We start from the raw sequence: 13,411 nt of genomic DNA on the forward strand, positions 1-13,411 counted from the left end.
TGCACAGAACCTTGCGCACGATCGAGATATTCGAATGTGCCACGACACTGCCTGTGTCGCTGCCTGCTCAGCCCAGCGAATGAGCGAATTTCCGGACCCGATCACAGCTGACAATCGCTGGGCAGTGTTGGGGTCATCCACAGAGGTCCTGCTTTCCTTTATTTGAGAACATTTGCACAGCAAGACGCACAAGGACGGCCTCCTCAACCGTCCGCAAGCCGTTTCGGACATGGCTTGATCATGTGCTCATAAAGTCTTGGCTGGCAACCGCTTGTTCGCGGTTTTCCCCAGGCTGGCACCGCTGGTCAGGAGGGGCGGCAAGGGATGACGGCTCTGATTTACTAAGGTGCAGCGTCTGGCGCAGGAGCAGGGGCCGGAGAGAGGCAGGCGGGTTCTGGGCCATGCAGGCCCAGAGCAGGGAGGCAGAGGATGACCATTGTCACGCTGGAGATTGATCCGCAGTTGTATCAGCTGCTGCAAGCCGCTGCCGCTGACCATCAAATAAGCCTGGAGGATGAGTGCCGGCGCCGATTGGCAGCACAGGAGCGGCCATCGCGATACCTACAGGCCCTGGTCGCCGAACTGCGCGCCGATGATCAGCAGCGGCGCGCCGCTCGTTCGTGATTACTTTTTCTTGGGCGTGCTTTGCGCCGGGCAATCCGACTCCTGAAAGCGCGCCGACGCCACCGGGCGATTGGTGCGGTTTTCAGTGAACTCGTAACGCATGATGGCGCCTTTGGCCATCAGCTTGCGGTAGTTGGGATTGCGGCAGACGCTTGCCCCAAGTTGCAGGTAGACCGCCTTGGGATTGGCGCGCATCTGCTCGGCATGGCCAGACTGCACGCTGAGGTGGTTGATCAGTTCCTTGCCTTCAACGGTATAGCCCTGGTCGAGAATGTTCTCGTTGATTTCCCGAGGAGTGCCGACGTTGCTTTCCGCAGCGACCTTCTCCAGCATTTTGCCCAGTTCGAATTCTTGCAGGGACGCAGCTTGGGCACCCAGGGGCAGGGCCAGCAGAAGGGCGACGGTAGGAATGGTAAAGCGCAACATGAAACTCTCCTGGTGCAGTGACTGATGCTTCGACCAGCCACTCGACTGTGCGTTCAGTGGCGACGAATTATAGGGGGAGAGGCCGCAGGGCGGTACAGGTTTGAACATATAGCTCTGATAAACTTGTCCGACTTTTTACCCTCTTGAGTGTTTGTCGTGTTGATTTCTGTTTCTTGCTGGCATGTCCTGCGATGAGTCATGCGGTTTCCCGTCTACGTGATCTGCGGATGGCGCGCGTGGCCAAGCCCTTTTTCGCACGCGGCTCACGGGCTGAACGCTGCCCCCGCTGCCGAGTGATTCCCAGCCATTGCCTGTGTGCCTGGCGACCGAAAGTCGTTGCCCGGTCAGCCATGTGCCTGGTGATGCACGACGTCGAACCGCTCAAGCCGAGCAATACCGGTTGGCTGATTGCCGATGTGATCGGCGACACGACGGCGTTCAGTTGGTCGCGTACTGAGGTCGATCCGCAACTGCTGGCGTTGCTGGCCGACCCGCAGTGGCAGCCCTATATCGTGTTTCCGGGCGAGTTCGTCGCGCCCGAACGGGTGGTCAGCGAAGTCAGGCAGGAGGAGGGCAAGCGGCCGCTGTTCATTCTGCTGGACGCTACCTGGAGCGAGGCGCGCAAGATGTTCCGCAAGAGCCCTTACCTGGAGCACTTGCCGGTTCTCAGCCTGTCCCCGGAGAAGCTCTCGCGCTACAAGCTGCGTCGCTCCAAGCGTGATGATCACTTCTGTACCGCTGAAGTGGCGGCGTTATGCCTGGAGCTGGCCGGCGATGAGCAGGTCAGCCAGGTACTGGATGCCTACCTCGATGTGTTCAGCACCCATTACCTGTCAGCGAAGTTCCAGAAGGCCATCGATCCGGATGACGATGTGCATGCCCGGCTCAAGCCCTTTGTGTAGTCGTGCTGGAATGAGGCTTTTGTGGCCATAGCTGGGCTACCAGCATGCCGCTGAGCATCAGCGCGCAGCCGAAGTAGCCGCGGGCCTGCAGCGACTCATCCAGCAACCAGGCCCCGGCAATGGCGGCAAATACCGCTTCCAGGGACAGAATGATTGCCGCGTGAGAGGCGATTGCGTCCTTTTGGGCAATCACCTGCAAGGTGTAGCCGATACCGACGGCCACCACCCCGCCATAGAGAATGGCCGGCCCGGCGCCGACAATCGCTTCCCAGCGAAGCGGTTCCAGGCACAACGCCAGGATCAGGCTGATCACCGCGCAGGTGGCAAATTGCAGGAACGCCAGGCGAATCGGGTCATGACGGCCGGCGAAAACTCCCACCAGAATCACGTGCCCACCCCAGACGAAGGCGCCAATCAACTGCAGCCAGTCTCCCGAGGCAACGTGGAAGCTGTCGCTGACGCTCAGCAGGAACATGCCCACCACCGCCAGCACGGCGCCGAGCCAGGTACCCAAGCCAGTCTTGTGGCCAATCAGCAGCCCCAGAAGCGGCACTACAATGACATAGAGCCCGGTGATGAAACCTGCATTGGTGACGGTGGTGAACATCAGCCCCACCTGTTGCAGATTGATGCCCAGGGCCAGGGCCAGCCCCATGAGTACGCCGCCCAGTAGCAGCCCACGATTGAGCAAGGGTTCGGGCTGACGATCCGTGGGTGTTTTACGCAGCACCAGCGGCAAGAGGCAGAGTGAGCCCAGGGCGAAGCGCAGGCCGGAATAAAGGAAGGGGCCGATATGATCCATACCGGAAGTTTGTGCGACAAACGCCGAGCCCCAGATCACCGCGGTAATCAGCATCAGGACATCGGCACGCAAGGCTTGGCTGCGCATGATGGCTCTCTTATTAGTTAGCCAGCTAAGATGCCGCAAAGCTTCACGCTTGACCACCCTGGCTTGGCTGGGCATGCTTGGCGCCGATTAGGGCGCCGGCGCTGTTTGAACCACTGTTTTGCTCAGGCTTTTCGCGGCGTTCGTGCTCTTTGGGTGCGGTATTCTGGCGTGCCTCCGTGTTGCTTTGGTGAGGGCTGAATGCATCAGTCCTGCCATGAAAAACAGGATCATTTGAAAAATGGCCACATACGAAATCCTGATTGCCGATGATCACCCGCTTTTTCGCAGTGCACTGCATCAAGCTGTCACCTTGGGCCTGGGCCCCGATGTGCGTCTGGTGGAAGTGGCAAGCATTGCCGAACTGGAAGTGCGACTCACCGAAAAATCCGACTGGGATCTGGTCCTGCTGGACCTGAACATGCCCGGTGCCTACGGTTTTTCCGGTCTGGTGCTGTTGCGCGGGCAGTACCCGCAAATTCCGGTGGTGATGGTTTCGGCGCAGGAAGAAGCCTCCGTCATGGTGCGCTCCCGAGAGTTCGGCGCCAGCGGTTTCATTCCCAAGTCCAGTTCCCTGGAAGTCATCCAGCAGGCCGTGCGCAGTGTGCTCGACGGTGATGTCTGGTGGCCGCCCCAGGCGTTTGAAGAGGTCAGTGTCTCAGCCGAAGCCAAGGCCGCCAGCGAAGGCCTGGCTAGCCTGACGCCCCAGCAGTTCCGGGTTCTGACCATGGTCTGCGAAGGGTTGCTGAACAAGCAGATTGCCTACGAGCTGAGCGTGTCGGAAGCCACGATCAAGGCCCACGTGACGGCGATCTTTCGCAAGCTCGGGGTGCGTACCCGGACCCAGGCAGCGCTGCTCTTGCAACAGCTTGAGTCAATTTCCAGCCATTAACCGGCTGTTTGTTCACGCTTTTTTGACTTTGGTTGAACTAGCTTCCCCACTTCTTTTTCTTCAGTTGCCCAGCTTATGTCGCCTTTCAAAGGTCAAACCGGTCTCAAACGTATCCTTAACGCCGCCGGCTATTCGTTCGATGGCTTGCGCGCGGCGTTCACTGGCGAGGCGGCATTCCGTCAGTTGGTGCTGCTCAATGTGATCCTGATTCCCCTGAGCTTCCTGCTCAATGTCAGCCGGGTCGAGCGTGCGCTGTTGATCGCCGTGTGCCTGCTGGCGCTGATCGTCGAGCTGCTCAATTCGGCGGTGGAGGCGGCCATCGACCGCATCTCCCTGGATCGTCATCCTTTGTCGAAAAACGCCAAGGACATGGGCAGCGCGGCGCAGTTTGTCGCTCTGAGCATGATCACCATCGTCTGGGCAGTGATCCTGATCTGAATCAGGGAATGCTTGGCAGGACGATTTCGTCGCTGCGTTGCACCCCGGCGGTAAAGGCGCGACACAGTTCCAGGAATTCGCGCATGGCCGAGGTCTGGTACTTCTGCTTGTGCCAGATGAAGTAGAACTGCCGGGCCAGGTCCAGGCCCGGGGTTTCCACCGGCACCAGGCTGCCGCGGCGAAACGCATCGCGCAGGGCCAGCCGGGAAATGCAGCCAATCCCCAAACCCGACTCCACCGCACGCTTGATGGCTTCGGTGTGCTCCAACTCCAGGCGGATGTTCAGTGCACTGCGGTGGTGACGCATGGCCTGGTCAAAGGTCAGGCGCGTCCCGGAACCCTGTTCGCGAAGGATCCAGGCTTCATGGGTCAGTTCTTCCATGGTGGCGTGGCCGCGCTTGGCCAGTGGATGCTGGGGCGCGCAGAACACCACCAGTTCATCTTCGACCCAGGTCTGGACTTCGATATCCGGATGGCTGCAGTCGCCCTCGATTAGACCCAGATCAATTTCGTAGTGGGCCACCTGTTGCACGATATGCGCAGTGTTCTGCACATGGAGCTTCACTTGGCTCTCCGGGTGCACCTGCATGAAACTGCCGATCAGCAGGGTGGCCAGGTAGTTGCCGATGGTCAGGGTCGCACCCACCGAAAGCGAGCCGAACCCGGACTTGCCGTTGAGCAGGTCTTCGATCTCCTTGGCCTGGTCCAGCAGGGCCACTGCCTGTGGCAGCAGCTGTTTGCCCAGGGCATTGAGGCTCAGGCGCTTGCCCGCGCGATCGAACAGCTGGCAACTGGATTGGCGCTCGAGTTCGGTGATCGAGGTACTGGCGGCCGATTGCGACAGGGACAGCAGCCCCGCAGCACGAGAAACGCTCTCTTGCTGGGCGACGGCGACGAAGACTTGCAGTTGACGGAGAGTAAATCGCATATCGATATAACCGATAACCCTTATCTTAATAATCCAGTTAACAGATATTGTCGCCGCCATTAGAATGCTGTGCAATTGCGCTCATGGTCAGCGCAGGCAATTTCTAGGAGCCCCCGTACATGAGCAACATGAACCACGAGCGTGTCCTCAGTGTTCATCACTGGAATGACACTCTGTTCAGCTTCAAGTGCACCCGCGATCCGGGTCTGCGCTTCGAGAACGGTCAGTTCGTGATGATCGGCCTGCAACAGCCTAATGGCCGTCCGCTTATGCGTGCCTACTCCATTGCCAGCCCGAACTGGGAAGAGCATCTCGAATTCTTCAGCATCAAGGTTCCAGACGGTCCGTTGACTTCCCAACTGCAGCATCTGAAGGAAGGCGACGAGATCATCATCAGCAAGAAGCCAACCGGTACCCTGGTACTGGATGACTTGAAGCCCGGCAAACACCTGTACCTGCTCAGCACCGGCACCGGCCTGGCGCCGTTCATGAGCGTGATCCAGGATCCGGAAACCTACGAGCGTTTCGAAAAAGTGATCCTGTGCCACGGCGTACGCTACGTCAACGAAGTCGCCTACCGCGAGTTCATCACCGAGCACCTGCCGCAGAACGAGTTCTTCGGCGAAGCCTTGCGTGAAAAGCTGATCTACTACCCCACCGTGACCCGCGAGCCGTTCGAGAACGAAGGCCGCCTGACCGACCTGATGCGCAGCGGCAAGCTGTTCCGCGACATCGGCCTGCCGCCGATCAACCCGCAGGACGACCGCGCCATGCTGTGCGGCAGCCCGAGCATGCTGGATGAAACCAGCGAAGTGCTCAACAGTTTCGGCCTGACCGTTTCGCCGCGCATGCGCGAGCCGGGTGACTACCTGATCGAGCGTGCATTCGTCGAAAAGTAGGAGCGAGCGTGCTCGCGAAGACCGTCCAGGCAGCGCATTGGTGCTGACTGGGCGGATTCTCCCGGACACAGAAAAGCCCGCGTTGCCTGGAAAGGCAGCGCGGGCTTTTTCGTTTCCGGGGTTCAGCCCGCCGGGACCACTTCCAGCACCCGGATCACCCCGGGCTCTGGGTAATGCCAGCGCACGTCCAGATCCCAGAACTGGGCGCCGTACTCGCGTTCGGCCGTGGGCACCTGGTAGGCCGGACGCGGATCCTGAGCCAGGCACTGCTCGATCAGCTCCACCAGGGGCTCCTGCAGACGCTGAGCGTGGATCTGAGCCTGTTGCAGGGCATTGTCCTGCCACTGCACCGGAATAATCTGCGGCGCGGCGCTGGCGATCTCATTGCTCGCGGTGGCAATGATGTCGGCGTAGGGCACGTAGGGCTTGATATCGAGGATCGGCGTACCGTCCAGCAGGTCGATGCCGGAGATCCACAGGCGGTTGGCCTCGACCTTGTCCAGCTTGACCACCGACTGGCCGATGCCATTGGGGCGGTGGGTCGCACGGGTGGCGAAGACCCCCATGGACTTGTTGCCCCCCAGGCGCGGCGGGCGCACCTTGAGTCGCGGCTTGTCCTCCAGGGCCTGGTGAAACAGGAACAGCAGCCAGACGTGGCTGACCTGCTCCAGCCCTTGCACCGCGTCGCCCTGGTCGAAAGGCGCCACCAGTTCCAGCACCCCGCGCGCGGCCGGAGCCAGTTGCGGTTGGCGCGGGATGGCGAACTTCTCCTTGAAGCAGGAACGCACGAAGCCGATGGGGGAAACGCTGTAGGTCATGTTCTGGGGTCGAGGCTGTAAGGGGAGGGCATGATAACCCGTTCGCTGGCAAGCCAGCTCCTACAACACCCGCGCCACCTGTAGGAGCCGGCTTGCCGGCGAATTGCACAACATCGATCAGAGACTGAAGCCGCCATCCAGAGGAATGATGTTGCCGGTCATGTAGGCCCCCGCAGTGCTTGCCAGGCTGATGGCCAGGGCGGCCATTTCCTCTTCCCGGCCCCAGCGTTTCATCGGGATCAGCGCCACGTCTTCGGCCAGGGCCTGTTCATCGTTACCGATGTGCTGGGTCATCTTGCTGGGAAAACGTCCCGGCGCGATGACATTGACGTTGATGTGCTGGCTCACCAGCTCCCGGGCGAGGATCCGCGACATCTGGTGCAGCGCCGCCTTGCTCGGGCCATAGGCGTAGGCCTGTTCGCCGAATGAGCTGATTCCGGCCACCGAGCCGATATTGATGATGCGCGCCGGATGGGCCGCCGAGCCGGCACGGCGCAGCAGCGGCAGCAACTGCTGGATACAGCTGAACACCGAAGTCACGTTCAATTGCATGACCTTTTCCCAACCCTTGGCCGGGTAGCTTTCCAGTGGCGCGCCCCAGGTCGTGCCGGCGTTGTTCACCAGGATGTCCAGGGAGTCGAGTTGCTGGCCCAAAGTGGCGGCAAGCTGCTGCACGCCTTCCTCACTGGCCAGGTTGGCGGCCAGCCCCCGGCACTCTCCGAATGCGGCCAGTTCCTCGGCGACCTGCTGGCAGGCGTCGGGATCACGGGCGCAGATATACACCCGGGCGCCGGCTTCGACAAAGGCCTTGGCAATCATCTTGCCGATACCACGGGTGCCGCCGGTCACCAGGGCGGTGCGGCCTTGCAGGGAGAAATAGGGATGCATGGGAAGTCCTGAGCAGATAGGTGTGTGCCTACCCTAGTCTTCAGGCGCTTGCCGGGGAGCCACTATTGCCTGGGGCAATAGCGGCTCATCAGGGCCGCTGAGAATGTACAGCGGCCGCGCAAGGGGTTCAGCCGCGTACGCGCAGGGTCAGGCCCTTGAGAAAGTTGCGCAGCAGCTGATCGCCGCACGGGCGGTAGTTGGTGTGGCCGAACTTGCGGAACAGCGCGCTCAGCTCCGGCTTGGACACCGGGAAGTCGGCCGCCTTGAGTACGGCGTGCATGTCGTCTTCCTTGAGTTCGAAGGCCACTCGCAGCTTCTTCAGAATGATGTTGTTGGTGACCGGCAGTTCGATCGGCAGCGGGGGACGGCTTTCGTCCTTGCCGCGCTTGAAGATCACCAGGCCATCGAGGAAGTGCGCCATGACTTCGTCCGGGCAATGCACAAAACCTTCTTCCTCATCCTTCTTCAGGTAGCTGACGATATCGTCCAGGCTGACCTTGAAGCCGGTGAGCTTGATGATCTCGACGACCTTCTTGTCGCTGATGTCGAGCATGTAGCGCACGCTGCGCAGTACATCGTTATGAATCATGGTTACAGTCCTGATCAATGCGCGTGGAGCGCCGCGCAAGGGCACGGCGTCTGAATGGGGGCGGCTTTAGAACTTCTCTTTGGCCGACAGGTAGCGCCACTGGCCCGGCGGCACCTTGCCGATGGACACGCCGCCGACCCGGATGCGGCGGATGGCGACGACCTTGAGGCCGACGGCCTGGCAAAACAGCGCAATCACGCCCGGCTGCGGGTTCTTCATGGCGAAGCGCAGGCGGTTCTCGTTCTGCCAGCTGGCTTTTACCGGTGGCAGCTCGCGGCCTTTGTAGGTCAGGCCGTGGTTCAGGCGGTTGAGCCCGTGGTCGATCATCTCGCCTTCGACCTCGACCACGTATTCCTGCTCGATCTTGGCCGCGTCGGCAGTCAGCTTGCGCAGCACTTTCCAGTCCTGGGTGAACACCAGCAGGCCGCTGGCGTTGGGCTGAAGGTCATCGCTGGCGGTCAGGCGCAGGAAATGCCCGCGCAATGGACGTTTGCCGTAGCGGTGTTCTTCGGACAGGCTGTCGGCGCCAATGGACTGCATGGCGCTGTCCAGGTCCTGGCCGGCAGGCGCGTTGAGCAGGATGGTCACAGGCTCCGGCGCGGTGGCCTTGGCCTCGGGGTCCAGAGCGACGGTTTGCGCGCCGACCTTGAACTGCGGTTCGTCGATGACTTCGCCGTCTACGGTGACCCAGCCGCCCTCGATGAACAGCTCAGCCTCCCGGCGGGAGCAGCCGACCAGTTCGATGAGGCGTTTGGAGAGACGAATCGGGTCAGTCATGACAGGGGCCGTAACAAAAGAGGGCAGCTATTGTACCTGCCTGGCGCCGGTTAATCGCGGGTCCATTTGCCCGCTGTGGCTTTTAGCCGCGCCGGGCCTGCAGTTGTGCCTGTTTCAGGCGCATGTGCAGCAGCGGGTAGGGCTGGCCCATGCCGTCCTGCTCCGAGCGCCCGACCACTTCGAAGCCTTGCCTGAAGTAGAAGCCCAGGGCTTGGGGGTTCTGCTCGTTGACGTCCAACTGCTGGGCATTGAGGTGTTCCACCGCGTACTGCAGCAGCTGGCGGCCCAGGCCTCGGCCCCGATGGGCCGGGTCGATGAAGAGCATTTCCACCTTGCCCGCCGCGACCCCGGCAAACCCGGTGATGCGCTGGCGTGCATCGCGGGTGCAGATCAGCATCACCGCGTCCAGGTAGCGGGTCAGCACCAGGTTGCGCAGCAACTCTATATAGCTGTCCGGGAGAAAGTCGTGGGTGGCACGTACCGAGGCTTCCCAGACCTGGGTCAGTTCCGGGTAATCGCTGAGTTTGGGTGTATGCACGACCGAGTGTTGGCGCATGCCGCCTGCCCCTGAAGTGATAGGCCGCAGTGATTGCAGGCCTGGCAGAGCAAACGATAGACCGAAAAAAGCCCCGCATCTCGTGGCGAGAGCGGGGCTTGGCAGTTTTTTACGCCTTACAGGGTTTCGGCCCAGAGGTCGTATTCGTCGGCGTCGGTCACCCGGCACCAGACCTTGTCGCCCGGCTTCAGGTCACCCGCGCCGTCGATGAACACATTGCCGTCGATTTCCGGGGCATCGAAGAAGCAGCGGCCCACGGCGCCATTCTCGTCGACTTCATCGATCAGCACTTCGATTTCCTTGCCGATGCGCTGTTGCAGGCGTGCTGAGCTGATTGCCTGCTGGTGCGCCATGAAGCGCTCCCAACGGTCCTGCTTGACCTCGTCCGGGACCACTTCCAGGTCCAGGTCGTTGGCTGGAGCGCCTTCCACCGGCGAGTACTGGAAGCAGCCGACGCGGTCCAGTTGGGCTTCGGTCAGCCAGTTCAGCAGGTACTGGAAGTCTTCTTCGGTTTCGCCCGGGAAGCCGACGATAAAGGTCGAACGGATGATTAGTTCAGGGCAGATCTCGCGCCAGTTCTTGATTCGCGCCAGGGTCTTGTCTTCGAAGGCCGGGCGCTTCATGGCCTTGAGCACTTTCGGGCTGGCATGCTGGAACGGGATGTCCAGGTACGGCAGGATCTTGCCGGCGGCCATCAGCGGAATCAGCTCGTCCACGTGCGGGTAGGGGTACACGTAGTGCAGGCGAACCCATACGCCCAGGGTGCTCAGGGCTTCGCAGAGCTCGGTCATGCGGGTCTTCACTGGCGCGCCGTTCCAGAAGCCGGTGCGGTACTTGACGTCGACGCCATAGGCGCTGGTGTCCTGGGAGATCACCAGCAGTTCCTTGACCCCGGACTTGACCAGGCGCTGGGCTTCGTCGAGCACATCGCCCACCGGGCGGCTGACCAGCTTGCCGCGCATCGACGGGATGATGCAGAAGCTGCAGCTGTGGTTGCAGCCTTCGGAAATCTTCAGGTAGGCGTAGTGTCGCGGGGTCAGCTTGATGCCTTGCGGCGGCACCAGGTCGATCAGCGGGTTGTGGTCCTGTTTCGGTGGCACCACTTCGTGCACGGCGTTGACCACCTGCTCGTACTGTTGGGGGCCGGTGACCGCCAGCACGCTAGGGTGCACGTCACGGATATTGCCTTCTTCCACGCCCATGCAGCCGGTGACGATGACCTTGCCGTTTTCCTTGATGGCTTCGCCGATCACTTCCAGGGATTCGGCCTTGGCCGAGTCGATGAAACCGCAGGTGTTGACCACCACGACGTCGGCGTCCTGGTAGGTGGAGACCACGTCATAGCCTTCCATGCGCAGTTGAGTGAGGATGCGCTCGGAGTCGACCAGAGCTTTTGGGCAACCCAGGGATACGAAGCCGACTTTCGGGTTGGCCGGCGCGGAGGGGGTGGACATGTCTAACCTCGGTATTGGGTGTCGAGCCACTTGGGGGGCAAGTGCGACGGTTGGGCGCTGGCTGCGCCTCTGATCAAAAAGTGCGCAATTCTAGCGATGGTCGAAGCGCTTGACCAGCTTTATGCGGGGGAAATACGACGAGCGCTGGACTATGCTTCGTCCCGTTATGCCCGGTTGCTTTCATACGGTGTTAGTTGGTGCCTTAGTGGTAATAAGAATCTGCAAATTACATGGCAAACTGCGCAACTTAAGAGAATAGCGCTTGTATAACCTTGCGCTTTCTATATAAGAAGCCCCGGTCTTGAGTAGTAGGAGTCATTGATGGGTCAGGCAAGTAGTCAGGCGGCGAGTGGCGAGCACTCCGGGGGCAAGCCTCTGGGGATGCTGGTGGCGGCGGTCGGGGTGGTGTATGGCGATATCGGCACCAGTCCGCTCTACACCCTCAAGGAGGTGTTTGCCGGCCATTATGGGGTTCAGGTCAATCATGACGGGGTGTTTGGCATCCTGGCCCTGATTTTCTGGTCGTTGGTCTGGGTCGTCTCGATCAAGTACGTGCTGTTCGTCCTGCGGGCCGACAACCAGGGCGAGGGCGGCATCATGGCCCTGACCGCGCTGGCCAGGCGGGCTTCCGGTTCCTATCCGCGCTTGCGTTCGATGCTGGTGATTCTGGGCCTGATCGGGGCGGCGCTGTTCTATGGCGACAGCATGATCACTCCGGCGATTTCCGTGCTGTCGGCGGTCGAGGGCCTGGAGCTGGCATTCAGCGGCCTGGAACACTGGGTGGTGCCGATGGCGCTGGTGGTACTGGTGGCCTTGTTCCTGATCCAGAAACACGGCACTGATCGCATCGGCAAGCTGTTTGGCCCGGTGATGGTGGCTTGGTTCGTGGTTCTGGGCGGGCTGGGGGTCAATGGCATTCTCCAGCACCCCGAGGTGTTGCAGGCGTTGAACCCGATGTGGGGCGTGCGCTTCTTCATTGTCCATCCGGGCATGGGGGTCGCCATCCTCGGGGCGGTGGTTCTGGCATTGACCGGTGCCGAAGCCTTGTACGCCGATATGGGGCACTTCGGGCGCAAGCCCATTGCCCGGGCCTGGTTCGCCCTGGTGTTGCCGGCGCTGGTGCTGAACTACTTCGGCCAGGGCGCGCTGCTGCTGGAAAACCCTGAAGCCGCCCGCAACCCCTTCTACCTGCTGGCGCCGAGCTGGGCCCTGATTCCGCTGGTGGTGCTGGCCACCCTGGCCACGGTGATCGCGTCCCAGGCGGTGATTTCCGGGGCTTTCTCCCTGACTCGTCAGGCGATCCAGCTGGGTTACATCCCGCGGATGCACATTCAGCACACTTCCAGCGCCGAGCAGGGGCAGATCTACATTGGCGCGGTGAACTGGGCGCTGATGGTGGGTGTGATCCTGCTGGTGCTCGGTTTCGAGTCCTCCGGTGCCCTGGCTTCGGCCTACGGCGTGGCGGTGACCGGGACCATGCTGATCACCAGCATCCTGGTGTCGGCGGTGATCCTGCTGCTGTGGAAGTGGCCGCCGATGCTGGTGGTGCCGCTCCTGCTGGGATTCCTGTTGGTGGATGGGCTGTTCTTCGCCGCCAACGTGCCGAAGATCTTCCAGGGCGGCGCCTTCCCGGTGCTGGCGGGGATCGTGCTGTTCATCCTCATGACCACCTGGAAGCGCGGCAAGGAATTGCTGGTGGATCGCTTGGACGAAGGCGGGCTGCCGCTGCCAATCTTTATCAGCAGCATCCGCGTACAGCCGCCGCATCGGGTGCAGGGCACTGCCGTGTTCCTCACCGCCCGTCCAGACGCCGTGCCCCACGCCTTGCTGCACAACCTGCTGCATAATCAGGTGCTGCACGAACAAGTGGTGCTGTTGACGGTGGTCTACGAGGACATTCCACGAGTGCCTGCAAATCGGCGCTTCGAGGTGGACTCCTACGGCGAAGGTTTCTTCCGGGTGATCCTGCACTTCGGTTTCACTGACGAGCCAGACGTGCCGGAGGCCCTGAAACTGTGCCACCTGGACGAGCTGGACTTCAGTCCCATGCGCACCACGTACTTCCTCAGTCGTGAAACCGTGATCGCCTCCAAGCTGGTGGGCATGGCCCGCTGGCGCGAAGCGCTGTTCGCCTTCATGTTGAAGAACGCCAACGGCAACCTGCGCTTCTTCAAGCTGCCGGTGAACCGGGTGATCGAACTGGGTACTCAGGTCGAGATGTAAACCCGACCAGACAAAAGCCCCTGTTGCCTTGCGGCAGCGGGGGCTTTTTCGTTTCACGGACCCTGTAGGAGCGAGCTTGCTCGCGATGACGGACTGGTAGCCGACATCGAT

General features: G+C 61.2%; 15 protein-coding genes. 6 read left to right on the forward strand and 9 right to left on the reverse strand.

Features of this window, described 5'->3' with window-relative positions; genetic code table 11:
- Positions 1-429: 429 nt before the first annotated feature.
- Positions 430-624, forward strand: coding sequence for a hypothetical protein (locus KI242_RS06550; protein ID WP_011059582.1), 195 nt, complete (start codon positions 430-432; stop codon positions 622-624).
- Here the strand turns inward: KI242_RS06550 and KI242_RS06555 are convergent, their stop codons facing one another.
- Complete coding sequence (locus tag KI242_RS06555; protein ID WP_011059583.1) at positions 625-1,050, reverse strand: quorum-sensing-regulated virulence factor family protein; 426 nt, start codon at positions 1,048-1,050, stop codon at positions 625-627. It abuts the gene before it with no gap.
- A 191-nt stretch (positions 1,051-1,241) separates the two neighbouring features.
- Here KI242_RS06555 and KI242_RS06560 point away from each other — a divergent pair, with 191 nt between their 5' ends.
- Positions 1,242-1,952 (forward strand): tRNA-uridine aminocarboxypropyltransferase, encoded by a 711-nt coding sequence (locus tag KI242_RS06560; protein ID WP_011059584.1) that lies wholly within the window; start codon positions 1,242-1,244, stop codon positions 1,950-1,952.
- Here the strand turns inward: KI242_RS06560 and KI242_RS06565 are convergent.
- Positions 1,936-2,841: a DMT family transporter gene (locus KI242_RS06565; RefSeq protein ID WP_212805997.1), complete on the reverse strand. Its 906-nt coding sequence runs from the start codon at positions 2,839-2,841 to the stop codon at positions 1,936-1,938. The two genes, KI242_RS06560 and KI242_RS06565, sit on opposite strands and share 17 nt — an antisense overlap.
- Positions 2,842-3,079: 238 nt before the next feature.
- On the opposite strand from KI242_RS06565, the gene erdR reads away from it, so the two are divergent.
- Complete coding sequence (erdR, locus tag KI242_RS06570; protein WP_011059586.1) at positions 3,080-3,730, forward strand: response regulator transcription factor ErdR; 651 nt, start codon at positions 3,080-3,082, stop codon at positions 3,728-3,730.
- Between the two features lie 75 nt (positions 3,731-3,805).
- Positions 3,806-4,168, forward strand: a complete 363-nt coding sequence (locus KI242_RS06575; RefSeq protein ID WP_011059587.1) for a diacylglycerol kinase — start codon at positions 3,806-3,808, stop codon at positions 4,166-4,168.
- A gap of 1 nt (position 4,169) precedes the next feature.
- Here KI242_RS06575 and KI242_RS06580 read toward each other — a convergent pair whose 3' ends face one another.
- On the reverse strand, positions 4,170-5,096 hold the full coding sequence (locus tag KI242_RS06580; RefSeq protein ID WP_011059588.1) for a LysR family transcriptional regulator: 927 nt from the start codon (positions 5,094-5,096) through the stop codon (positions 4,170-4,172).
- A gap of 119 nt (positions 5,097-5,215) precedes the next feature.
- Here KI242_RS06580 and fpr point away from each other — a divergent pair, with 119 nt between their 5' ends.
- Positions 5,216-5,995, forward strand: a complete 780-nt coding sequence (fpr, locus tag KI242_RS06585; RefSeq protein WP_003198368.1) for a ferredoxin-NADP reductase — start codon at positions 5,216-5,218, stop codon at positions 5,993-5,995.
- Positions 5,996-6,117: 122 nt separating this feature from the next.
- Here the strand turns inward: fpr and tsaA are convergent, their stop codons facing one another.
- From tsaA to rimO, 6 genes are all read right to left on the reverse strand, one after another.
- Positions 6,118-6,813, reverse strand: a complete 696-nt coding sequence (gene tsaA / locus KI242_RS06590) for a tRNA (N6-threonylcarbamoyladenosine(37)-N6)-methyltransferase TrmO (protein ID WP_053149357.1) — start codon at positions 6,811-6,813, stop codon at positions 6,118-6,120.
- Positions 6,814-6,930: 117 nt separating this feature from the next.
- Positions 6,931-7,701 carry an SDR family oxidoreductase gene (locus KI242_RS06595; RefSeq protein WP_053149360.1) on the reverse strand — a complete coding sequence of 257 codons (771 nt, stop codon included), beginning with the start codon at positions 7,699-7,701 and terminating at the stop codon, positions 6,931-6,933.
- A 127-nt stretch (positions 7,702-7,828) separates the two neighbouring features.
- Positions 7,829-8,290, reverse strand: a complete 462-nt coding sequence (locus tag KI242_RS06600; protein WP_194237494.1) for a DUF1456 family protein — start codon at positions 8,288-8,290, stop codon at positions 7,829-7,831.
- A 66-nt stretch (positions 8,291-8,356) separates the two neighbouring features.
- The gene (locus KI242_RS06605; RefSeq protein ID WP_212805998.1) at positions 8,357-9,067 is read right to left on the reverse strand and encodes an rRNA pseudouridine synthase; all 711 of its coding nucleotides are present in this window, start codon (positions 9,065-9,067) and stop codon (positions 8,357-8,359) included.
- 82 nt (positions 9,068-9,149) lie between these two features.
- A complete protein-coding gene (locus KI242_RS06610) occupies positions 9,150-9,623 on the reverse strand; it encodes a GNAT family N-acetyltransferase (RefSeq protein ID WP_077933437.1) in 474 nt (157 codons plus the stop codon).
- A gap of 116 nt (positions 9,624-9,739) precedes the next feature.
- Positions 9,740-11,077: a 30S ribosomal protein S12 methylthiotransferase RimO gene (gene rimO, locus KI242_RS06615; protein ID WP_015634382.1), complete on the reverse strand. Its 1,338-nt coding sequence runs from the start codon at positions 11,075-11,077 to the stop codon at positions 9,740-9,742.
- 321 nt (positions 11,078-11,398) lie between these two features.
- On the opposite strand from rimO, the gene KI242_RS06620 reads away from it, so the two are divergent.
- Positions 11,399-13,300 (forward strand): potassium transporter Kup, encoded by a 1,902-nt coding sequence (locus KI242_RS06620; RefSeq protein WP_015634383.1) that lies wholly within the window; start codon positions 11,399-11,401, stop codon positions 13,298-13,300.
- Positions 13,301-13,411: the final 111 nt, after the last annotated feature.

It is taken from the genome of Pseudomonas sp. Eqa60, assembly GCF_018326405.1.
Lineage (GTDB): Bacteria > Pseudomonadota > Gammaproteobacteria > Pseudomonadales > Pseudomonadaceae > Aquipseudomonas > Aquipseudomonas protegens.